Annotated in this window: 20 protein-coding genes, 1 tRNA gene and 2 pseudogenes; 12 read left to right on the top strand and 11 right to left on the bottom strand. The window is 60.2% G+C overall.

Going from position 1 to position 21,858, the window contains the following annotated elements; translation table 11 throughout:
- Window positions 1–114: 114 nt before the first annotated feature.
- From moaA to BKY59_RS01300, 3 genes are all read left to right on the top strand, one after another.
- Window positions 115–1,116, top strand: coding sequence for a GTP 3',8-cyclase MoaA (gene moaA, locus BKY59_RS01310; protein ID WP_076068299.1), 1,002 nt, complete (start codon window positions 115–117; stop codon window positions 1,114–1,116).
- Window positions 1,116–1,889: an NAD kinase gene (locus BKY59_RS01305; RefSeq protein ID WP_076068298.1), complete on the top strand. Its 774-nt coding sequence runs from the start codon at window positions 1,116–1,118 to the stop codon at window positions 1,887–1,889. The genes moaA and BKY59_RS01305 overlap by 1 nt, the downstream gene beginning before the upstream one ends.
- Window positions 1,890–1,967: 78 nt before the next feature.
- Window positions 1,968–2,042: transfer RNA gene (locus BKY59_RS01300), tRNA-Asn, on the top strand.
- 397 nt (window positions 2,043–2,439) lie between these two features.
- Here the strand turns inward: BKY59_RS01300 and BKY59_RS17205 are convergent.
- Window positions 2,440–2,844 (bottom strand): hypothetical protein, encoded by a 405-nt coding sequence (locus BKY59_RS17205; RefSeq protein WP_129586156.1) that lies wholly within the window; start codon window positions 2,842–2,844, stop codon window positions 2,440–2,442.
- A gap of 155 nt (window positions 2,845–2,999) precedes the next feature.
- On the opposite strand from BKY59_RS17205, the gene BKY59_RS01295 reads away from it, so the two are divergent.
- From BKY59_RS01295 to BKY59_RS01285, 4 genes are all read left to right on the top strand, one after another.
- Window positions 3,000–3,800: a hypothetical protein gene (locus BKY59_RS01295; RefSeq protein WP_076068297.1), complete on the top strand. Its 801-nt coding sequence runs from the start codon at window positions 3,000–3,002 to the stop codon at window positions 3,798–3,800.
- Between the two features lie 141 nt (window positions 3,801–3,941).
- On the top strand, window positions 3,942–4,124 hold the full coding sequence (locus tag BKY59_RS17200) for a DNA-binding protein (protein WP_129586155.1): 183 nt from the start codon (window positions 3,942–3,944) through the stop codon (window positions 4,122–4,124).
- A complete protein-coding gene (locus BKY59_RS01290; protein WP_129586154.1) occupies window positions 4,121–4,969 on the top strand; it encodes a hypothetical protein in 849 nt (282 codons plus the stop codon). The genes BKY59_RS17200 and BKY59_RS01290 overlap by 4 nt, the downstream gene beginning before the upstream one ends.
- 270 nt (window positions 4,970–5,239) lie before the next feature.
- Complete coding sequence (locus tag BKY59_RS01285; RefSeq protein ID WP_083671810.1) at window positions 5,240–6,808, top strand: DUF927 domain-containing protein; 1,569 nt, start codon at window positions 5,240–5,242, stop codon at window positions 6,806–6,808.
- A gap of 40 nt (window positions 6,809–6,848) precedes the next feature.
- Here BKY59_RS01285 and tnpC read toward each other — a convergent pair.
- Together tnpC and tnpB are read right to left on the bottom strand one after the other, a co-directional pair.
- A pseudogene (tnpC, locus tag BKY59_RS18320) lies at window positions 6,849–8,352 on the bottom strand (IS66 family transposase); the annotation flags it as partial.
- Window positions 8,353–8,454: 102 nt separating this feature from the next.
- Window positions 8,455–8,802: an IS66 family insertion sequence element accessory protein TnpB gene (gene tnpB, locus BKY59_RS01270; RefSeq protein WP_076068294.1), complete on the bottom strand. Its 348-nt coding sequence runs from the start codon at window positions 8,800–8,802 to the stop codon at window positions 8,455–8,457.
- A 942-nt stretch (window positions 8,803–9,744) separates the two neighbouring features.
- On the opposite strand from tnpB, the gene BKY59_RS17195 reads away from it, so the two are divergent.
- A complete protein-coding gene (locus tag BKY59_RS17195; RefSeq protein ID WP_129586153.1) occupies window positions 9,745–10,560 on the top strand; it encodes a hypothetical protein in 816 nt (271 codons plus the stop codon).
- A gap of 117 nt (window positions 10,561–10,677) precedes the next feature.
- Here the strand turns inward: BKY59_RS17195 and BKY59_RS01260 are convergent.
- Window positions 10,678–10,788, bottom strand: a pseudogene (locus BKY59_RS01260) (glutathione S-transferase N-terminal domain-containing protein); the annotation flags it as partial.
- Window positions 10,789–11,174: 386 nt separating this feature from the next.
- Here BKY59_RS01260 and BKY59_RS01255 point away from each other — a divergent pair.
- Window positions 11,175–11,984, top strand: a complete 810-nt coding sequence (locus BKY59_RS01255; protein ID WP_165374779.1) for a PilZ domain-containing protein — start codon at window positions 11,175–11,177, stop codon at window positions 11,982–11,984.
- Window positions 11,985–12,175: 191 nt separating this feature from the next.
- Here BKY59_RS01255 and BKY59_RS01250 read toward each other — a convergent pair whose 3' ends face one another.
- Window positions 12,176–12,970: a retropepsin-like aspartic protease family protein gene (locus tag BKY59_RS01250; RefSeq protein WP_129586152.1), complete on the bottom strand. Its 795-nt coding sequence runs from the start codon at window positions 12,968–12,970 to the stop codon at window positions 12,176–12,178.
- A gap of 362 nt (window positions 12,971–13,332) precedes the next feature.
- Here BKY59_RS01250 and BKY59_RS01245 point away from each other — a divergent pair, with 362 nt between their 5' ends.
- A complete protein-coding gene (locus BKY59_RS01245; RefSeq protein WP_083671807.1) occupies window positions 13,333–14,667 on the top strand; it encodes a M24 family metallopeptidase in 1,335 nt (444 codons plus the stop codon).
- Window positions 14,603–15,433: a DUF885 family protein gene (locus tag BKY59_RS01240; RefSeq protein ID WP_083671806.1), complete on the top strand. Its 831-nt coding sequence runs from the start codon at window positions 14,603–14,605 to the stop codon at window positions 15,431–15,433. Before BKY59_RS01245 ends, BKY59_RS01240 begins: the two co-directional genes overlap by 65 nt.
- Before the next feature lie 428 nt (window positions 15,434–15,861).
- Here the strand turns inward: BKY59_RS01240 and BKY59_RS01230 are convergent, their stop codons facing one another.
- From BKY59_RS01230 to BKY59_RS01215, 4 genes are all read right to left on the bottom strand, one after another.
- Window positions 15,862–16,959 carry a hypothetical protein gene (locus BKY59_RS01230; protein ID WP_129586151.1) on the bottom strand — a complete coding sequence of 366 codons (1,098 nt, stop codon included), beginning with the start codon at window positions 16,957–16,959 and terminating at the stop codon, window positions 15,862–15,864.
- Window positions 16,960–17,116: 157 nt separating this feature from the next.
- Window positions 17,117–17,623 (bottom strand): DUF805 domain-containing protein, encoded by a 507-nt coding sequence (locus tag BKY59_RS01225; RefSeq protein WP_083671805.1) that lies wholly within the window; start codon window positions 17,621–17,623, stop codon window positions 17,117–17,119.
- Between the two features lie 25 nt (window positions 17,624–17,648).
- Window positions 17,649–18,425, bottom strand: coding sequence for a hypothetical protein (locus tag BKY59_RS01220; RefSeq protein ID WP_076068287.1), 777 nt, complete (start codon window positions 18,423–18,425; stop codon window positions 17,649–17,651).
- A gap of 79 nt (window positions 18,426–18,504) precedes the next feature.
- Window positions 18,505–18,744: a hypothetical protein gene (locus tag BKY59_RS01215; RefSeq protein ID WP_076068286.1), complete on the bottom strand. Its 240-nt coding sequence runs from the start codon at window positions 18,742–18,744 to the stop codon at window positions 18,505–18,507.
- 500 nt (window positions 18,745–19,244) lie between these two features.
- Between BKY59_RS01215 and BKY59_RS01210 the strand changes: the two genes are divergently transcribed.
- Window positions 19,245–19,955, top strand: a complete 711-nt coding sequence (locus tag BKY59_RS01210; RefSeq protein ID WP_129586150.1) for a hypothetical protein — start codon at window positions 19,245–19,247, stop codon at window positions 19,953–19,955.
- Between the two features lie 79 nt (window positions 19,956–20,034).
- Here BKY59_RS01210 and BKY59_RS01205 read toward each other — a convergent pair whose 3' ends face one another.
- Together BKY59_RS01205 and BKY59_RS01200 are read right to left on the bottom strand one after the other, a co-directional pair.
- Window positions 20,035–20,814, bottom strand: a complete 780-nt coding sequence (locus BKY59_RS01205; protein WP_129586149.1) for an SHOCT domain-containing protein — start codon at window positions 20,812–20,814, stop codon at window positions 20,035–20,037.
- Window positions 20,811–21,425 (bottom strand): hypothetical protein, encoded by a 615-nt coding sequence (locus BKY59_RS01200; protein WP_129586148.1) that lies wholly within the window; start codon window positions 21,423–21,425, stop codon window positions 20,811–20,813. Before BKY59_RS01200 ends, BKY59_RS01205 begins: the two co-directional genes overlap by 4 nt.
- Window positions 21,426–21,858 lie beyond the last annotated feature (433 nt).

Genomic DNA, 21,858 nt, shown 5'->3' with positions numbered 1-21,858 from the left:
GATCGGAACGTCCCGGAAAATCGCTCGTTGTGGCCGTGTACGAATGAGACACCCGTCTCGGTATCGCGGCTTGTTCCCGATCCTCCGCACGCTTAGGTTCAGGTCGTGAACGCCATGCCCACTACATCTCCGTTGATCGACGGTTTCGGCCGCACGATCACCTATCTGCGTATCTCGGTCACCGATCGCTGCGACCTGCGCTGCCGCTATTGCATGTCGGAGGCGATGACCTTCCTCCCCCGCTCGCAAGTGCTGACGCTGGAGGAGATCGCCGAACTGTCCGACGCGTTCATCGCGCGCGGCGTCCGCAAGATCCGGCTGACCGGCGGCGAACCGCTCATCCGCCGCGGCGTGCCCGAACTGGCGCGCATGATCGGCCGCCACATCGGCCACGGGCTCGACGAACTCACGCTCACGACCAATGGCACGCAACTGGCGAAGCAGGCGGACGGCCTTGTCGCCGCCGGCGTCCGCCGCGTGAACGTCAGCCTCGACACGCGCGATCCGGACAAGTTCCGTCATGTCACCCGCTGGGGCGATGTCGCGGTGGTGCTCGACGGGATCGCCGCGGCCAAGGCAGCCGGGCTGAAGGTCAAGGTCAACATGGTCGCGCTTGCCGGGTTCAACGACCAGGAGATCGAACCGATGCTGCGCTGGTGCGGCGCGGAGGGGCATGATCTGACCCTGATCGAAACCATGCCGCTCGGCTCGATCGACGAGGATCGTGTCGATCGCTACCTCCCGCTCGACCGGGTCCGCGCGGACCTCGCCGAACGCTACACGCTGCGCGACATTGCGGAGACCAGCGGTGGACCGGCACGCTACACCATCGTCGAGGAACTGGGCGCGAAGCTCGGCCTCATCACCCCGCTCACCCACAATTTCTGCTCCACCTGCAACCGCGTCCGCGTGACCGCATCGGGCAGTCTGTTCATGTGCCTGGGGCATGAGGACAAGGTTGATCTGCGCGGCGCACTCCGCACCGGTGGCCGCGCAGCGCTCGACGAGCTGCTCGACCGCGCGATGCGGCTGAAGCCGCTGCGCCACGCGTTCGAGATCGCAGACCGCGCCGCCGCGCCTGCCACGTCGCGGCACATGAGCGTCACTGGCGGCTGATGCCCGAACGCCGGCTCGCCCTTGCCGCGTCGCCGACCGAGGCGGCACAGGAAGCCGCGGCCGAACTCCGCCGCCGCCACGACTGGGTTCCGGTCCAGGAAGCCGACACGATCGTCGCACTCGGCGGCGACGGCTTCCTGCTCCAGACGCTGCACCTGATGCTCGATCGGCGCCGTATCCTGCCGGTGTTCGGCATGAATCTCGGCACGGTCGGTTTCCTCATGAACGAATGGAGCGCGGAGGACCTGCTCGGCCGCATCGGCCGGACCAAGCCGTTCACCGTCAATCCGCTCCGCATGGACGCGACCACCATCGACGGGCAGAGCTTCACCAGCCCCGCGATCAACGAGGTCTCGCTGCTCCGCGAAACGCGGGAGACCGCCAAGCTGGAGGTCATCGTCAACGGCCGCACCGTCCTGCCCGAACTGGTCTGCGACGGCATCCTGGTGGCGACCCCCGCCGGCTCTACCGCCTACAACCTGTCCGCGCAGGGGCCGATCCTGCCGCTCGACTCCATGCAGCTCGCCCTGACACCGATCAGCCCGTTCCGCCCCCGCCGCTGGCGCGGCGCCATCCTGCCCGAACGGACGCGCATCTCGTTCCGCGTGCTCGATCCGGTCAAGCGCCCGGTCTCCGCCGTCGCGGACCAGCGCGAGGTGCGCGATGTCGCCACGGTGGATATCGCGATCGACCGCACCAATCCGCTGACCCTGCTGTTCGACCCGGAACATGCGCTGGACGACCGCATCACGATGGAACAGTTCGCCTTCTGACCCCGCGCCCCGAAAGGGGGGTTGCCAGCGCCCGCCCGGTGTAGCATAGGCGCGCCTCGCCCGGACGAAACGGGCTGTTCCCCGGTAGCTCAGTGGTAGAGCGTTCGACTGTTAATCGAATGGTCGCTGGTTCGAATCCGGCCCGGGGAGCCACCTTTCGTTGGCAACGTTTTGAATTTGCATCATAATTGTCCGGAAAGTGGCAGTTGCTCCCTCGTTCCCTCCCACACGTCAACGTGGTTGCCAACGAACGCGGGCGAATAGCTACCTGCACTAGGAGACCAGGTCCGACGGCTTAAACCGGACTCCTGAGCCGTAACTTCTCTGCCAAGTCAGCGGACTTCAGGGTGGCTCGGGCAGTACCCCGCAAGCCGAATATCCGCGTGCTCTGCAGTCTGGATAATGGCGGCGCGCTGAGCAAATCGGTGCTTTCAGCGTCGTCGAAAACGATTCACATTCGATCTGGCAACGAGGAGCGAAACTAGCCCAGCCGGCGGCGAAAAACTGGGCCTGTCGTGGTTTTCATATCTTAGCCGTTGCTTAGGCGTAGTCAGCGTTTCAGAAACTGACCAGTGTCCGGGTCGGACAGGGCACTGGCCAGACTTTGCTCAGCCCTGCGGCGTCGGCGCCCGGCACTTGCAGCACGATGCCCCGGGTTCGAGATCTCACAGCCGCGCGCCGCGGCGAAGCTCTTGGTGCGACCTGGGGCGAGGTCGATTTTGATGCCAAGCTGAGGAAGGTCCCTGCCTCTCGCGTAAAACGCGGTCGAGCGTGTTGTCCCGCTTTCTATCGCCGCAGTTGCGTTGATGCCTTCAGTCTGGCCGTTGAACCCGCCGTCAAAAATCTTGTATTCAGGAGTTGATGATGCGACCTGTTCGACATGGCCTGGGCGATACTGCTGGGTCGGATGGGCCGCCCCAACCCAACTACCCGGGGCTTCCGCTGCACTTTCCACCACTAAACGGGTGACGCATCAAGCGACCCGCGAGTTGCTTGAGCAGGCGCTCGCGCATAGAGCAAGAACAAGGCGGAGCTACCTACCGCAGGGGTACTGCTGTAGAATGCAGGCGGGGCCTATCAAATCTTGAGCATCATATCTCGGAGAGCGCATTGACCCCGGACCTTAAGAGCCTGTTGGACTCTCTGCTCGATTACGAGACAGATTACCAGCAACCCCTTGCTGATCTGATGCGGGTCGCCGGGGAGCAGCTAAAGCTGATCGGATGCGCCCTTGCACAAGGTAGACATCCTAAATATTCGATCAAGGACAGCGAAGATGCAACATCCGCTGCTGCCGCGTCCTTCCAAGGCCTGTCGGCGGAAGATCGCCAAGCGGTCACTCGCCTGTTCCTGCAGGTTTGCTTCTACGGGCTGGTCACCAGCTGGGGCGATGATACGCTAGAACATGTGAAGGTAGATAATCAGGATAGCGAAGCGTCCCGTCGCTCAGTTGCAGCTTGGCTTGAGCTACTGCAGCCCGCCATACTGTCGGCAAACATAGACCGGCATAAAGATGGGTTGACGGTAAGGGATGTTAGCAACGGCCTAGCTGCGCTCGATGCAGGAGAATTGCCAGATCTGTTCAAGCCAAGCAAACGAAAGGGGCGCGAGCGAAACAGCTACACCTTGGCAAAACTTCGCCTCGAAATAGTCGAATTGTATTCAGGCCTTCTGAAGGCCGGGATGCCGCGCCGGGAAGCCGAGAAGCTCGCCAATGAGGCTTCAGCTAGGGCACCTGCCGATACCAGGAGGAAGTGGAAGGCGGCCGCGGAACGCAATCTAACGGCGACCGAATTTAACAAAGTCGTATTCGAGGTCGCTGCCTTTGCGAGTAAAAACAGCAAGGACGGGATTGCGGCGGAGCTTCACGCCGTTGGCGCTCGGTATAACAAAGCCTTTCTTGGTGGCTAATAGCTTACTCATATTTTCGGAAACCTTGACAGGTGTACTTTCCGGAATTTAATGCGACTTATAAATCCAATGATTACGTCCAGCTAGCAGGCTAATTCCCGGTTGTTCGCTGTTGTTCAGCGTAGACCGGGAGAATTCTCAATGAAGCCTTTAGCAGTCTCTGTTCCGGAGTTTGGCGGCCTCGTCGGCGTAAAACTGACCAAAGCCTGGTCGCTTCTGCGCGATGGGGAGGTCGAGTCCTTCCACATCGGCCGGCGCACTGTTGTTAGCATGTCGAGCATCGAGGCTTTTGTTGAGCGTCGTCAGCAGTGTGAGAAGAAATGATGCCGGGAACAGGCATCAAGGATTTACGCCGGCCGAAGAAGTGCCGCAGCCCGGTTGGCATGTACGAAATTGAAACCAAGCCACGGACCAAGCTGGACGACCCTGAGCGTGCACAGAAGCTCCGCAAGACGGCGGCTGAACATCCCAACCTGGCGCCTGCGCTTCTGGAACTCGCCGATCGCCTCGGATCCAAGAGTATTCGTCGTCGGCAAACTCTGGCTTCAAGGCAATATATGCGGAAGCACCGCATCCGCATAGGAGGGGAGCTGTGGCGCCTCTACGATCTATTCAAACAGACGCCGCGCACCTTCACCCTGATGCCAGCGGGGCTGACCTTCGCACCGTACCAGTTGGCCGGCGTTGACCCCCGTAGGCTTAACAACCAAGTGCGTGCCGACCTAAACCGAGCCGGTGCGGGATCCGCGGACGGCTGGATGTTACTCTGCCTCGACGGCGAGCACGACCTCCGGTCCGGTCTTTTCCACATCCATTTTCATGGGCTTGCACAGGGCGGCATGCTTGAGGTGCTCGACCGGCTGCGAAAGCAACGCAGGTACAAACCCCAGCCGGTGAGCCTCGGGGCGACAGGTAAGACCACTCCAGTCTACATCTGCCGCAAGCCGCTGACCGATCTTCCGAAACCACTGACCTACATAGTCAAAAGCTATTGGCCCAGTCGGGCGCGGGGACTCGGGGACTCGGGGACTCGCGTGAAGCCAAGACCGCAGCGCATTCCCGAACCGGCACACAGCCAGTGGCTTCTCTGGATCGACCAGTGGCGCCTCAAAGACATTATCCTTCTCGTAAAGTTGCGGGTGGTGAACGGCAGGCTAGTGCCCCGGTGATGGCTAAATCGGCGAATAGAAACGCACATGAATGGAAGGTGATCCAAGGCAATATATGGCTTTGGTACGTACCGCAGATGACCAGATCGGGTATCACAACCCCAGAATACCGCATTACGTTAGCTAACACAGCGTCTACCGCTCGGCCTTAATCATATGGGTAAGATTACGGCGCCAGGAAATCGGAGATGCGGGGACGCGGGGACGCGGGGACGCGGGGATGTCTCTCATGCCTGCTCGCTGACCACTTAAACAACATGGAGAATCATCATGCCCTATTACAACATGCTCCACGCGCACGGAGAGACTGCGACTCCTACGGGAAACCTTTACGTGCGCTGGACTTATCCAAAGTGCCCAATAGTGCGACTTTTGCTTTCTGATTGCACTAACCCGGAAGTGGTACGGGCTAAACTTGTGGAACGTGGGTTGCCCATACACGGCAAGGAAGGCCGGGACCGGATTATTAGCGAGCTTTCGGACCTCCACAGTTATCCAGATACACCTCTCGCTGAGGCTCCCGGATGGAGTGGGCCGGCCTATGTCCTACGAGATGGGCAGATCATTCTGCCCAGCGGCGCTGACCCTGTCATTCCGGCTTTTCGAGTTTCGCCTCGCGCAACGGCAAACGTTGGATCCGTCCGCGATTGGAAACGTAAAGTCGCAAAGCCACTTGTTGGACAGGATCTGCCGATCTTCGCAATCTCGTTGGCTCTCTCAATCCCACTATTCCCAATCGTTGGTATCGCCCGTGGAATTATCGTTGAGCTTGTCGGACCGCCAAGTACCGGAAAGACTATGATTCAGAATCTGACGGCTGGGGTGTTCAATGCACCTGATGGGGAAATCCTGGCCTTCAGGGAGCTTACCCCCAGTGGTGGGAGCGACCTGTCTCTAGCTTCCGACACCCTACTGCTCGTTGACGACCCCCAAGCGTTGCTTGCTGGACAGACATCGTCACGGATCGGAACCGCGGTCCGGGATATCATCATGCAACTTAGCGAAGGACGTTACAACCGGCATCCAGGCGGATCGACGGCCGGGACCTTGATTGCAGCACGACAGTCTTTAGTCGAGCAGGTCGGCGCAGATACCGCTGTGGGCAAGCTTATTCGTGATCGATTGATCACTTTGCGGATCTCTGACGGAAGCGATTTCGGCGCATTCAACACTATTCCCCAGCAGTACTGTAGTTCGGCAGGGTTCTGCGATGCAGTTGCCGGTGCCGCACGCACCTACTACGGGTCAATTGGCAAGCAGTTTGTCCAGCGTCTTGTTCAGGACCTTGCAGATAACGAAACGGACCTTATCTCGGACATTCAAGATAGCATCAAATCCTTCCGAGAGCGAGCCAAGATTGGAATAGTTTCTGGATACAATCCGCGAGACATGGAAGCATTTGGTGTAGTTTACGCGGCTGCCGTCCTAGCAAGACGTTACAAAATATTTCCAAAAAACTGGAGATTTGGAACAAATATTCTCGCTTGTCTTGACCGGCACCTGAGAGGGAACGAACCGGACACACCTTTTGTTGACCAGCTTGTCAGCATCGCCAATGGATCTGACGTCGTCTTTATTGACGCCGATATCCCATCCAATTGTGCAACGATCAAACGATCTGAGGTCTATGTCACTAACAGGAAGGGTCGCCGGGAGCTACTCATTCGCCCCGAAGCCTTGAGTAAGCTGTTGCCCGCGTGGCGTGGAAATCAACCACCGCCCGGACTTCTCGACTTCATTGTTAAAGAGAAAGGCCACTTTACCGTTCAGCGCCGACTACGGAAGGGGATGCGCCTACGCCTACATGCCTTCCGCCTGCCGTCGGAGAACGCGGATTAAGGCAGTGATCAGGTAAGCGTGGCCGGCAGACCGCGGACTGTGCGGCTTGTGCCAACGGCGTTGCGGGTTGCTCGGCCCAGTTCCAGGGCATGAGTTCCCCCCATCGCGCGGCTGGCCAATCAGCTGCGATCTTTCTGGTCACGTCGGCGATGTAGGATTGCGGGTCGACGCCGTTGACCTTGCAGGTCTGGATGACGGTGTAGATGGCTGCGGCGCGCTCACCGCCCGTCTTCGAGCCGGCGAACAGCCAGTTTCGCCGGCCGACGGCGACACTGCGCAACGCGCGTTCGGCGATGTTGTTGTCGATCCCCAGGCACCCGGCAGCGAGGAAGCAATACAGCGCGAGCCATCGCTTCGCGCCATAGGCGATACCTTGGCTGTGTCGGACTTCGGCGACAAGCGGCGCAGTGCCGCGTCGAGTGTCCCGCGCAGCGCATCGACCAGCGGCTTCGTCCGGTTCTGCCGCGCCGCCAGCCGCACGTCAGGCGGCCTGCCGCGGACCTCGGCTTCTATGCCGTATAAAGCGCCGATGCGTTCAAGAATGTCGGTGGTCAGCGGCGTGGCAACACGCTCGTGCAGGTCGAATACCTTGCGCCTGAAATGGGTTCAGCACGCGACATCGGTGACACCGCTTCGATACAGCGCTTCGTAACCAGCATAGGCGTCGGCCTGGAGGAAGCCTCGAAATCCGGCGAGATGGGCTTGCGGATGTACACCGGTGCAGTCGGTCGTGAAGCTATACCATGTCGCTGGCGGGGTCGTGTTGCCGGAGGCGCGGTCATCGACCGCATAGACCCATAGCCGGCCCGGTCGCGGTGCGTCCGCGGCCAGAGTCGAGCACCGGAACTGGCGTGTCGTCGGCGTGGATCTTGTCGCCTTTCAGCACTTCCTCTCGGATGCGGCTGACGATGGGATCCAGCAAGGCGGCTGCCTGGCCGACCGGTCGCCAGCGGCGACCGGTCGATGTCCAGACCTTGGAGCCACCATCATCTCGGACTGACGGTAAAGCGGCAGATGATGTTCGAACTTCGAGACCAAGACATGCGCCAGCGTTGCAAATGTCGCCTTTCCGCGTGCGACTGCCTTCACCGGGGCAGGTGCTTAGACGACCTTCTCACAGGCACGGCAGCTGTATTTTGGTCGGCTCCGCACCACGCGCCAGTGCACCGGCAGGACGTCCAGCATCTCTTGGTCGTCCTGCCCGAGACGGCCTAGCGCACCAAGCAGTCCGGGCAGGTGCAGATGCCTGAAGTCGGTCCGTGGAAGACCTCCACCCGTGGCAGGTGGTCCGGCAACGCACGGACTGGTGCCGGCCGCACGGGGTTATCGGGTGAGGTCGCGTTGATGTCCGGGGCTGCGCCATCCGTCACCAGTTCCTCGAGCACAAGTTCGAGCTATGCGATCTCGCGCGTCAGCTTCTCGGAAGAGGCGCCGAACTGCATCCGCCGCAGTCGGGCGATCTGTCCACGCAATGTATCGATGAGCAGGTTGCGGGCGGCAATGCTGGCATTGGCCCGGGCGAGCGATGCCTCCAGCACCTTAATCCGCGCCTCGGCATCAGATGCGTCAAGAGGGGCTTGCGACCCCCGGTTTCAATAGCAGTTGGCACCCCTTCGCTCGAGCAAGAGTGCCGGAAAGGTGCACATTCAACCTACCAATGTCGCTGCCAAGGTCCGTTCCGCACGACGCCAGTCGATGCCCTCCAGAAGCATTGATGCCTGCGCCGATGACAGCGTCACCGCGTCGGTCGCCGTCAGCGGCCAGACGAACCGCCCCCGGTCCATTCGCTTCGAAAACAGGCATAGTCCCTGACCGTCGAACCACAGCAATTTGATCGGGTCGCCGCGCTCGCCGCGGAACGCGAACAGCGCACCGGAATGTGACTTCTTCCGAAGCCCGTCCTGCACCAATACCGTCAGGCCATCGAACCCCTTGCGCATGTCGGTGACGCCGCACGCGAGGAATATCCGCGTCGATGTCGGCTGCGGAATCATCTCGTGAGCACATTGATCACCCGGGATAGCGCCTCAACATCGACAGCGCCGTCGACGGTCAGTCGTACACCCGAAGGCAGCTCGATGCCGATCTGCCCCGTGGTCCGGTCATCCGCCGAGACCTCGGCAGGCGGTGGTGACACCATCACGGAGGGCTCGCTAACCCGGACTTCGGCAAAGGTGGCTCTTGGCCGGCCCGGCACTCTGCTCAGCGCACCCGACATCGCTTGGCGCCGCTACGTGTAGATCGCCCCGCTGCCAATCTCGTGGCGCTCGACTGCCGCCCGAACACGACCCGTCCGGCCCAAACGCGTCGCGCAAAATCGCCAGCTTCTGCTCAACCGTCCAGCGGCGTCGATCCGTTACCCGACCGACGATCTCGATCTGACTAATCATACGACGGGTCATATGACTACTCGTTGCACCTGCTGCTGGTTCGATAGTCCCGTCCGACATCACGGCCCCGTTCAAAGAGGCGCTATCAACCCGTCGAACGCACCACCTGCAAGGCGGCCTTCAGACCGTGCTTACGTGAGCAGCGCTTGATGACAATATGAGCGCTCGCGGGAACAACGCCATCCCTTTCAGCATCCTGCCGGTCTAAAGTAGGTCTACATTTTCCCTTTGCTTATAGCAGTACTTATTCAAAAACTGATTTATTTCGATTACTACGCCCTTACTATATTGATATTTTAATGCTACAATAACTTGATAGCCGCTTGATTCTTGGAATTTTAAAAAACTATTTACTTTGTAAAATCTTTTACGATTTAATAATCGTGAACTCATTATGTATCATCCGTCTTAATAATGCATAACCTGAATTATTCAATCGCTGACAGGCCTGCTTCAGATTAACATCGATCCGCACCAGGCATTTTGCCTATAATCGTAAGATATCTGGTTGTAACAAACTTTATAACAAAGCAGGAAAGGACAGGAATGATTTACACAACGGCGTCTGCCCGCTCGCGGCCTCGTTTGTTTCGCATCGCTACGTTGTCCTTCGCAAAATGCGGGAAGAAGATGGTGCTTTCCCCCAAGGAGCGTGTTCGATTAATTCTTGCGGCAGCGACAGTCTATGAACCGGATCTGCTTATCACCGCCGGGTATGCCGTCCATTCCTTAGAGCACCTGAATAAGGTCGCGCGGGGGTTCGCTAGGCATGGCTATCGCGGGCTTCTCATTACGGAGGTCCATTATGATCAGCCGGGCAAGGCTACACGTCGAATGACTCATGCGATGTGGGCCGTGCACGGTTCCGGTGAAGTGTACCGCTTAGGTCCTCAAATCTTTGGAACTTCCGCTGAGGCGCGGGCGAAGCGGGGTGCACGAGCGGCCCGCTTCGCTCAGCGCCTCCATGAGCGAACCGTTACATTCCACGGGCTGAGTGCGTTTGGCCTTTGCTGCGGTGAAATCAATATCGTTCAGGGCCGAACACAGCCGCGTTTTCTTAATGATGACGCCGCCGCTGCGATCAGCAAAGCCGACATCATCCTTAACCCGACACATGACCGCATGGGCAATGGCGGTACTTTACGTGCCAAGCGCAGCTTTTTATCACGGCAAGTTATAGAGGGCCGAAACCGCCTCTATGTTTCCTGCTCGAATTGGGAAAGTTGCGGCACCAACGGGAAAGTACAGCACCCCTCACCCACCTTGCACACCGCTTACCTGTCCGGCCAGCCGTTAACGTACAAAGAGCCTGCAGACGGATCGTTCGGATTCGTTTTCCGGCAATGGACCGCGGAACTTTGATTAGCACGGTATCGAAGGCTCACAGTTTCTGCTCTGTCCCCAATTCCAGCGCAGCAGCACGCCATTAGGCCCAAGCACTCATTACATTTGTGGGCATAGTTCATGGGTCCTGAGCCTAGAAAGTCGGACCTCGCGGAGCTCGTAGCGCACACCGCCAACGGCCAGCGCTAATCGAGCCCGCATCGCATACGGACACCGGCGGAAGCTGTAGAGGACGTGGTTGGGCATAACCCTCATATGCTGTGCAGGTCGGTTCCGTGGAAGTTCAACGTTTGCTTTTCCGCGCCAGTTGAACACGCAAGCCTCAACTGAGCGTCCCGCCGCTAGGTCCTAGACGTGGACGTTTGGTCAGGCCAGTCTTCTGACGGATTCTTAAGTCCACCATTTTGCACGTTGGACTGCGTAGTTTGCCGGTTAGTGGTCCGTTGCCCCCCGGGTCGATGGCTCAAAGCCTGGCATTCACCGTAGTCAAAGGCAAGGACCCGCGATAGCATGATGCCAGACATTAAGCCTTGTTGCGTAACGCACTGCTAGCGTTTGAAATACTGTTACAATTTCTTGGCAGAGCTAGCCACGGATCTGTACTTACGGCGTGCTCAGCAAGGGATTCTCAAGTGACGTCCAGCAACGGGACCCGCCAAGATGCGACTGATGCCTCGAAAGTGATTGAGGGAGGCACATCAGGGGAGCAAGACGGGCAAGCCAACTTGCCCCCCAACCTTGGCCCAACCCAAGATGCGGGTACGCCGCCCCAAGCCGTTGCTCTGGAACCCGACGAACGCCGTTCCGAACCGCGATTTGAAACGACGGTCACAGGTCGCGTGCGGTTGCCCGCCTCGGAGCATGAGTGCCAGATTGCTGACATTTCGACCACCGGCATGAACGTCTTCGCTCCCGACGCCATGATCAATGTTGGTCTTCAGGTGGCTGTTATGTCGCAGGGCCTGCCTCTCCTCGTGGGCATCGTTCGGTGGTTCAATGGCGGTTCGTTCGGGGTGCAATTCAATAAGCCGATATCCGCAGACATTATCGAACGCGTAAGCCAGTTAAAGCGAAGGGTCCGCAGCCCACGCGCCAGTCGTGTAAAAGCAGATTTCTCGGCTCAGGTATTCTTCGATTCAAAGATATTTCCCATCATCGTGCGCAACATCTCGATAGGTGGCCTAATGATGACTACGGAGCCGTCTTTCATAAGAGGTAAGCGCAAGCCAATACAGATAGGTCAACCACTGATGATCCACATACCAGACCTGTTTCCGTTCGGAGGTCATGTGCGTTGGTCTTGCGGCTCACAATACGGCGTCATGTTCTCAAAATTCCTACCGAGTTCAGTCGCTCACGACATAAGTAGAATCGGAAATCTAAACCCCGCATGGATTGATGACGTACGCTTGACGCATATGGAACTGGGCGCATCGAGATGAGCAGCTGTCGAGAGTTTTCTGCCACCATGAACGCGGCGTTTGCTCGCACGTCGAAGTACAGTTTCTTCAAACAACCCTAGGCCCACGCATGCCTTGAGGCCGGGTTTCAACAAAGCTCGTAAATATGTAACGCTCCGAGACTATCCATGGGGGGTTAACGAACTAGAACCTCTGCATTTTGCCGGCTCGAACTATTTCATCGCGACCTGCGTCACTACGCCGCGCGGCGTGATTGTCATCACGCCGTCCTCGATTGTGACGCGTCCCAACCGGGCGATCTCGGACTGTCCGAGGAGCGTGTAGGGCATGCCGGGCTGGCCGATGCGCATCGTCATACGGCCTAGGCTCTGCCCGCCAATCTCGACCGATGCGACGCGCGCAACGCCGACCCGGGTGTAGCCGCCGATGCCGATCGCGGCCTCCTCGCGCTGCACGGCACGGTCAGCTCCGGTCGCGCGCGCATCCTCCGCCGACAGGATGCTGTAAGCTGCGCCGCTGTCGATGATGGCACGGACGGGAACCCCGTTGACGACCATCGACGCGACGAAGTGCCCGCCCCAGGAATCGCGACTGATGCGCATAACGTGTGGCGTCCCCAGGGCAACCGGCTCGTCGAAATACGCTGGGTCGATTTCGATGCGAGGTGCGGGCGGCGGCGCGTAGCTCACGACGACAACCGCCGCGCGCTGCGGCTCGATGCGGGTGACGATGGTGCGCGACAGTACGTGACCTTCGCCGTCCTCGTCAGTGGTCTCAGTGGTGGTGATCGCCGCCATGCCGGGCGTCGCCTCGCCGCCGCGCCATGCGACATCGATGACGCTCGTACGTCCGTTGACCGTGGTGACAGTGCGCACCGTGTTTGCAGGAACGTCCTGCCTCTGTCCTCCAATCTCGACGCTGACTTGGGCGGCCGCGGGTGGCGCGGCGAGCGCGGCTCCCAGGGTGATCGCCGTTGCCACTGCCTGGACGGTTGCTCTGGTGGCCATGGCCTTCCTCGCTTTCTCGTCCGCGGACACTGCTCCATGAGGATATGAGAGGCTCTGGCGTTCTTTCGTTTACATTTCGTTAGCATGGGCCGAGCGGCGTGATGCGTCTCGTGGCGATGCACATGTCGATCGGCGACTGGGATCGGCTCCATTCGGCCCGCAGCATCCGGTCCGGCGAAGCGGGATGAATGCCGTTGTCCGGTTCCGGCGACGGGGTAGACCCAAACTCGGGCATTCGTGCCGGTCCGGACTACTCTGACTAGCGGACGTTCGTTCACAATTTGCTGATTACGACATTCGGGAATTACTGGACGACAACGCCTCCCTGTTGCGATCGATTGCGGCACCTGCGACGGTGCCGCATGCCGAACCCAATTGCACACCTCTTTCTTGCCGGGCTCCAGGCCCTGTCCGTTCCCGTCGCCGGGCACGGCATGACGCGCGCGGCCTACCCGCCAATTCTCGATATGCGGGCGCGCGCCGTGATCGAGAACAGCATTCTGAAGGAACGGCTAGAGACGGTCGTGCCCGCGATCATGCGCGAGCGCGGCATCGACATGTGGGTGCTGGTGGCACGCGAGAACTTCGAGGATCCGGTCGTCAAGACGATGCTCGACGCCGAAAGCCTCGCAGCACGCCGCCGCACGATCCTGATTTTCCACGATCGGGGGCCAAGTCGCGGCGTCGAACGGCTGACCGTCAGCCGGTACGGGCTCGGCGGCCTGTTCAGTGCGGCTTGGGATCCCGCCCGTCAGCCCGACCAATGGGCGCGTCTCGCGGAGATCATCCGTGATCGCTCGCCACGGCGGATCGCAATCAACTCGTCCCGCCTCACCGCCTATGCCGACGGAATGACCCTGTCCGCCTGGGAGGAGCTTGGGGAGGCGCTCGGACCGGACCTCGCCAAGCGGCTGGTGCGCGACGAGCGGCTGCCCGTCCGCTGGCTGGAAACTCGAACGCCGGCCGAGATGTTGCTCTATGCGGATATCGGGCGAATGGCGCACGCGATCATCGGGGAGGCGTTGTCGTCCGTGGTCATCATGCCGGGAAAGACGACCACCGACGATGTCGTCTGGTGGATGCGCCAGAAGGTGACGGATCTCGGGCTTCAGACGTGGTTTCATCCCTCCGTGGCCATCAGTCGCCGGGGAACTGCGCGTCCGCTGGAGGGGGACAGCGTGATCCGGGAGGGCGATCTCATCTGGACCGACTTCGGCATTACCTATCTCCGGCTGAATACGGACATGCAGCAGAACGCCTATGTGCTGCGGAACGGCGAGACCGAGGCACCCCCAGGGTTACGGGCCGGTCTGCGCGCCAGCAACCGCGTCCAGGATGCCGTTACCGGAAGCTTTCGGACAGGCGCCACGGGGAACGAGATTCTTGCCAGCGCGAGGTCGCGCGCAATCGCCGCCGGCCTGCGGCCGACCATCTATTCGCATCCAATCGGCTATCATGGCCACGGCGCGGGACCATCGATCGGCTACTGGGACAACCAGGCCGCCGACCCGCGCGGCGGACTGCCGATCCACCCGGATACGGCCTGGTCGATCGAGCTGAATGCGAGCGTGAAGGTGCCCGAGTGGGGCGGACAGGAGGTCGAGTTCAAGACGGAGGAAGACGCCTTCTTCGATGGCAGGAAAGTGCGGTACATCGATGGTCACCAGGTCGATTTCTACCTCATCGGTCCGCGCTGAGCGGCGGCGGTTCGCCGGCACCAGGCTAAGGAATCCCAGACCCGGTCACGAACATTCGGCGGAAAAACACCCCTCCAGGAATTTTAAGCTTTTTCGGCGCACCGCGTGTCTCCTTGAACAGAATGCCTTCCACGTCCGGATATGGAATCAGCGCATTAGGCGCTCTACTGTCCAAGAAAAATGCAAGTTCATGATCGTGGATATCGTGCAGGAACCGGACGACATTCGGGCCTATGCGGCAGGCGTGCGGGCGATCCCGGCGGTGCTCGATGCCGCGATCGGGCAGAGCCGCGCATCCGACGCGGCCGGCGTCCTCGCGCCGAAACTCCAGATCGAATGGGTCATCACGGGCAGCCGCGCGATCGTGACCGGCGCGCCGTTCGACAGTGACCCGGCATCGCCGCTCTGGGCCGACGCGCAGGCCAAGGTTGCCAAGCTGCAGGCGGGGGGCAAGGTCGATGCCGCGCAAGGAGCCGCGCTTCTAGCGGACACCCGCGCGGCGCTGCTGACCATCAGGCCGGCCTATGACCGGGTGATCGCCTGGGCAAAGGCGGACCTGGCGACGGCGCCGAGCGGTCGGGTGGGCGCGGTGACGCTGCCGGACGGCAAGCCTACCACGACCGGGTGGAATAACGAGCGCATCGCTAAGGCCTGGATCGTCCTTATGGAGCGGCTAAATTATAAGCACCTTCCGCAGCGTGCGGTCACGGGCAGACTATCCGAGTTTGGCGAAGCTACTGCAACGATGAGGACGACGCGCGGCTGATAGGAAGGGTGCATTTTCCGCAGACATATGAGTTCAAAAACTTTTCCCTAATGTTCGCTTCCGAGATCGTCGGCTCGGCTCGCTACGACCGCCTTTGGATCGACGGCCGACGGTGCGCCGAAGCCGGGAAGACCCACAAGTGGTCATTCAGAGCGCCTCGTCAACTTTCCACCTTCTGCCGTTCGTTCATCTCGATCCCTGCGGCTATGAAGCGCATTGCACGTCAACGATTCGGCGCATCGAACATGAAGTCTGGCGCGTCGTCCAGCACCAGTAGACGCCGGTCCTGACCAAACCTGCAGCAGCCTGAGGATGGATTGGCTACCGTTCTGCACTGTAGCCGAGCACTGCTGACGCGCCATCGTGCGTGTCACTTCCCCTGCCTCTCGAATCGCATCAACTGTCCGTCGCGAACGACAGTCAGGCCGTTACCCTCCGCCGTCACACCAACCTTGGCGAAGTTGATCAAGCCGATGTCGTTCGGTGTGAGGATGTACGTCAATACGTTTGCGGTGCGCGCTGATCGGAAACCGGGCGGAGCGCAAGCCGTAGGATGGCATTGAGAACATGACCCAGCGCGGCTCGCACTTCTCGTCTGCCGGGAGCGTCCAGCCGTCCCCCTGCGTATAGGCCTCGGTTGGATTACCGGTATCAAAGCCAACGACGAGATCCACACCGGGAACGCCCCTTCTGGACGGCGTCGTCACCTTTAGCTTCAGCTTGGTCGCCCGCTCGCGAGCGGCTGGTCCTGTAGTGATCGTCGGCGGGACCGGAACGGGATCGTTGATCAGCGCGATACGGTTCCCCTGCGTCGTCCAGCGGCCGCTTGCCCTCTCATCCAGCGATCCAACTGTCAGGAAATACTGGAACGTACCATCCGCTTTCAGACACAGGCCTGAAGCAAGCTCCATCTCTGAGTGCATGTATTTGCCGACACGACCGCTAGCGACGGCGGACGCCAGCGGGATGATTGGCGGCGGCGGCTTGGCTTCCGGTTCGATCTGAGCGTCCATTGCATGGATGACCGCCGCCCGCTTGCCGGCGGGCACCTTCTGCTCGTCCAGCGCCTTCGTGATCTCGTCAGGCTCGGAATAGCGTTTGCTCGCCAGCTGCCCCGACGCTTCGTTCTCGATACCGAGCGCGAGCAGCGCAAAGACGCTCCGCGCCGCGATGTCACCCAATGTGTACAGGTAGATGCCGCCCTTTCCGTAATCCTCCCGCTTGATGCCGCACAGATGCTCCTGGATCACGACGGCGAAGCTGTCCTTCCGGACCGGCTTGAAGTCGTTGTCCCCGGCCTCACGGGGAAGATGCACGACACCACCGTCGGGACGCGCACCGACCGATGCCACCTCCCGCAATAGCTTTCGCGTACAGTCCACCTCGGCGTCGATGGCGTAACTGCTCGCGCCATACTTATCCGGCTTTAGAAGGTGTAGATTGACCCGCGCCGTCCGCATCTCACCCTTCACCTTCACGGACTCGCCGACGAAGGTGATGACCATCTCGTCGCTGGCTACGATCATGCGCTCGTCCGTGAACTGCCACGGCTCGGTTGCAGCCGATGACGCGCTTGCGCCCGCCACTACGGTCCACGCTAGGTTCAATAGCGGTATCCGCATGTCCTGCTCCCGCCCCCCAAGATTTGCCTGTTGATTATCTCGACCAACCGAACGCGTCTGCTCAGGGTTCCGCTGGCGGTTTCGCGGATGTTCCGACGGCGTCATGGGGCAGTAAGGCTTCGCCAAATCGATTGGGTCCGGAAACGCCACGACGGCACGTCCATACGACAAGACACGTTCCCAGGATCAGCAGGGACGGCGTGACGATGCCGAGAGCGACGAGGATCTGTTCTCCCGCCTCGTTACCTAACGTAAACTGGGTCATCGCCAGAAGAAGGACGAGCGAGAAAACCAGCAAAGGCATGGGCAGCGCCCACCATCCAGATCGGTCGACGTCGTGTAGCCGCCGGACCAGCACGGCCTGCGACGGCAATATAAGGAAGAGCCAGAGCGGCCAGGAAACAAGCGGGAAGGTAACCGCAATCACGATCTGCGCTGCGATCGTCGCGGCCGTAAACGACCAAAACTCCATCCGTGACGACCGACCACGGAACCGGGCGAACCGCCGCAACGGTAGAATCGCCGCTTCGATGACATTCCTGGGCATGGGGGTGGGCGTCGAAGACATTCACGAGTTCCTTCGGGCCTTTGTGTTAACGGCGTGTCACCCACCGCCAGGTCAGGCCGGAGAAGATGCCCAGCCCGGCGAGCCCCCCGATCCACCGACCGACCGGGGCGTACAGCCAGTCCCCCAGTAAAGCACCCGCCATCACTGTCGCCGCGCAGAGCAGCGCCATTCCCCACTCTTTTACATCATCCCATCGACCTGCGGAATTTTGCCGGGGTGTCCAACACCCTGCCAAGCTGGGCTCTGGCTGCCAAGCCGGCATTTCTCTCGGAAACGTAAGGCCCGTTAGTGCATCGAAGCCCGTTAGATCGTTTGCGACAGAGCTGATCACCGGCAGGACAACGACGTCATCACCATGCCAAACACGGACCATTGTCGTTAATTCAAGCATGAAATCATCGATGCTCTCGCAAAAATTGGCCGCGGCCCCCAGATCCAGCAGCACTTCCTGAAGCGGTGTCTCGTGCCCAAGTGCGCGAACCGCTGTGGCCCACTCCCCAAACATCTGGCAAAGGGCTGGAACACGTTGATCGGCACCCGCTTCGGCTGTGTTCAACATTGCCTCGGCAGCATGCCAACTCACCCGGATCGATGGTAACCCATCATCGTGCTCGTCCGGGTCGGCCTGATAAGCACGGACGCTATGCTCCCATTGGCCAGCCAGATCCTGTTCCGAGATAAGCGAAAGCCAGAACAGTGGAAGTCCGTTCACGGCACTCAGCCATGTGGCGTCGTCCCCATCGTCCTCGGCTCGAAACGGAAGGTTCGAGCGGCGCAGGACGAGATTGACCAGGTGTCCCATGCCGGCTTCAGCCTACCAGGGTGGGAATCATCATACTGACCAGCAGTAGAAGGACGAGGCAGACGTAGCGAACAGGCATCTACCGGACCAGAAGGTATGCCGCGGCGATGACGCTCGTAATAATCAGAGCCAGCCCTGCGACCATATTGGTCAGACCCGTCGCCATGCCATTGCCTGCAGCATCACTTCCGGTGATCTGGATATGAAGCCCGAGCCAGCCGAGTAGACCACACCAGGCCACGAGCAACCACATTACGTACGTCAGCGGCTGCGGTTTCCACCAGGGTGGGCCGCTAGCTTTAAGTTCTTCATCCTCCATTACGCAACGTAACCTAAAGGTGATTTTGTTACTACAACGGCTGATACCGGTCCGTCTATCACCAATCTTCGCCCGTATGCCAAGGCCCAGGGCGACCTCGACCGGATCGAGATCCGTCCCACGTCCAAAGCCGCGAGTCGATTTATGCGCCGATCAAGTAAGAGACCAACAACATGCGGCAGCTGATCTGCCCATTTTCCATCTTGGCGAAGGCAGCGGGACCGATCCGCAGGTAAGCAGATGCCACCAGTGCCAGCAATACCGCTGGCCACAGGAACCACAGCCAGCCTCCCCCTAGCGTTGCCGGCACTATCGATAGTGCCGCGCCGGCGGCGTAGCGCAGTCCAAGACGTCGCCAATCCCGCTGCACAGGCACCTGCCTATGTTCAAGCGGCGAACGTCATCGAATGGAAGCGCCCACACGGTCAGGTACCGATCGACACCGCGCGAATGGGCGCATTATGAATGGAAGTCGTCACGATCCCGGGAGCACGTCCACCATGTTTAAAGCAAAATCCGTCAAACTGTGCCTGCTTGCTACAGTTATGCTCGGCCTGTCCGCGTGCGGCAAGGGAAATGATGCCACCCCTAGTGCGACCGATGTCGCCGCCACCCAGGCAGGCACAGCTGGTACAGCGGCGGCACCAGAAGTTGCGGCTCATAACATCTCCCAGGGACCGGACGTGTGCTTCCGTGCGATCGCCAAGCATCTCGGCCCGGAGACCAAAGTATCGGAGATCAACTCCTTCTTCAGCTCCGGCAAGGACATCGACAGCAGCGACGACGAACCGCAGGGCCAGCTGACCGTCTGTTCGGTCCAGTATCTTAACCCGGCCGATCCGCGAAAGCTGCTCGGCACGTCCATGAACGTCCGGACGGGCGAGTTCGCGCCGCCGAGCCCGGTCGACATCACCGTCAGCGGGGGTGATGCGTCCGCGTTCAAGCTGGCGGATTACATCATCCCGATGGCTCAGGTGAACGCCGCAGGCCTGGCGCCGTTTATGGAAGCGCAGAAGGGTCCGATGAGCAAGATCTACAGCCGCTCGTCATGGTCGGGCGTGCGGCTGATGTCGCCGGGCGTGTTCAGCAACGTCCATGTGCTGCGGCTCGACATCGACGGGCGGCTCGCCAGCAACGACATCAAGGAAACCGGCTACGCCGAGTTCGCGACAGATGGCAAAACGCTCAAGGAGAACAACCTGAAGCCGTGACCATTGGGCACGCCGCCGTCATGATATCGTTTCATGGCGGCGGAGTGCCGGGCAAAAGCATTTACTTGTTCTGTCAGGTTCAGACGGCCTCGTTCTTGACAATGATACGCCGCCACAGTGGTAGAATAGGAAGCCCCGCCTGATACCGAACCGTTCGCCAACGCCCATTCCGTTGCACCTGCAGCGATGTCCAGAACGGGGAGGTATCGCGGAAGGCTGTCCGCACCAGCAATCGGCCTGATCCAGATATCAAGGCTTCGAGCCCTTCCGCGAGGTCAGCCGGCAGGCCGATGTCCGGGTTTCCCGGGCCTGAGCCATCAAGAGCCCAGCCGTCGCCCCAGCAATGGATCGAGCCCTTCTCGAGCGCCAGCGTGATCGCGAAGGAAAGTCGCGGCTGCACCGGGAAGGTGCAAACGGCCTCGAAAGGTACATCGTCCGGCCATTCCAACTCAAGACGATATCGCTGCGCCAGATCGATAAAGGCTGCGCGGGCGGCTGGGTGATAACTCGCCCATGTCCATCCGCTGTCCGCCAAAGCCCGCGTCGACCCCAGCGCAGGCTGGCTTGCCGATCCGACCGGCCAGGCCAGGACCCGCGCCTTGCCCTGCTCGAACTGTTCATCGGAAATGAGACCTCGCTCTCGCAGCTCTTGCAGTTCCCGGATCTCGCTGGCGAGTGACCGGGTCGGTGTTGAAGTGATGACGGCCTTTCGAGATGGCACGCACAGGAGGAAAGCGACGGCGATCGGGCCAGTGAGCATACCCAGGACTGTCCACAGGATTACCGAACGATCCCTGACGGTCGCGATCACACCACTCAAAATCGTACTGACGAACATTGAGAGGATAAGTCCGTTCATGCGCCGGTCCCCTTCACCGCGAGGGCGCGCGCAGACAGCGGCACGGATCCAGGCAGCAAGGCGAGCACATGAGCGGCAAGCGGTACGGCACCTAGATTGGCTGCGAAGCTCAGGACCGATCCGTGGAAGGTGAAGTCGAGATTGACGGTGCCCCTACCCTGCCGGACATCGACGCATTCGATCTCGGCGTAGCGGCGATTGCCTTGGCGAACGACGCGGAAGCGAATGCCGTCAGGTTCGATCACGAGCAGGGGTTTGGCATTATTCGACGCGATTGCATACCACCACGGCAGTCCGCGGATTCCGGCGAAGGTCGCAAGTACGGGTATGGTCGCCGCGCCTGCCCCGTTGACGGTGATGTTGGCAACCACGGCTTGTTCGTAGGCGCGGCGTCCCAGCTGCAACGATAGCCAAGCCATTCCACGGTACGTTGCATATACCAGTCCGACGAACGCCATCCCCTGAAGGACAAAGACCAGCGCAAACCCCAGGATTGGCCACTCACCTTCAGGTGTTTTTTCCGGGTCGGGTATCGCTCCCGGGGCGGATTCCTCACATGGCCCCAGATAGCGGTTCGCCGTATCGAAGCGCTGTGCCGACTGCGCCGGCATACCTGCACATTTCACCCAGGTTTCGGTTGAAAGGCGATATCGGCGGTCCAGATCTCCGGACAACTCCCGCTGTATAATCAACAAAGTCCCAGGTTGGCCACTTTGACATTCTACTTGCGAAACGATCCCGGCAGTCGTTTTCCTGATTTTGCCGGCTGTGCAGTTCGCAGGCCATAAGCTCAGAGAGTGCAACGGCGCATTGGCAGCCAAACAGGATCGGACTGGTGCAACATCCGGGGCACCAGCGATGCTGACCCGGGTCTCCCAATACCCAGCCCGTTGCGCCGGGCTGGCAGTGGGCATGCAAACCGCGGAGCTTAGAAGCAGCCACAGCCACCGCGAAATTGGGAAACGCGAACAGTTCATAACGGACATCGTTTATCGGGGCGGCTCAGCAATCCAACTGCCAATTGAAACCGCGATAGTTTGTTAG

This window comes from Sphingomonas montana (assembly GCF_001956315.1).
Classification (GTDB): Bacteria; Pseudomonadota; Alphaproteobacteria; order Sphingomonadales; family Sphingomonadaceae; genus Sphingomonas_R; species Sphingomonas_R montana.
Note: the sequence above shows the minus strand (reverse complement) of the source record. Positions and strands in the feature narration are given on the sequence as shown.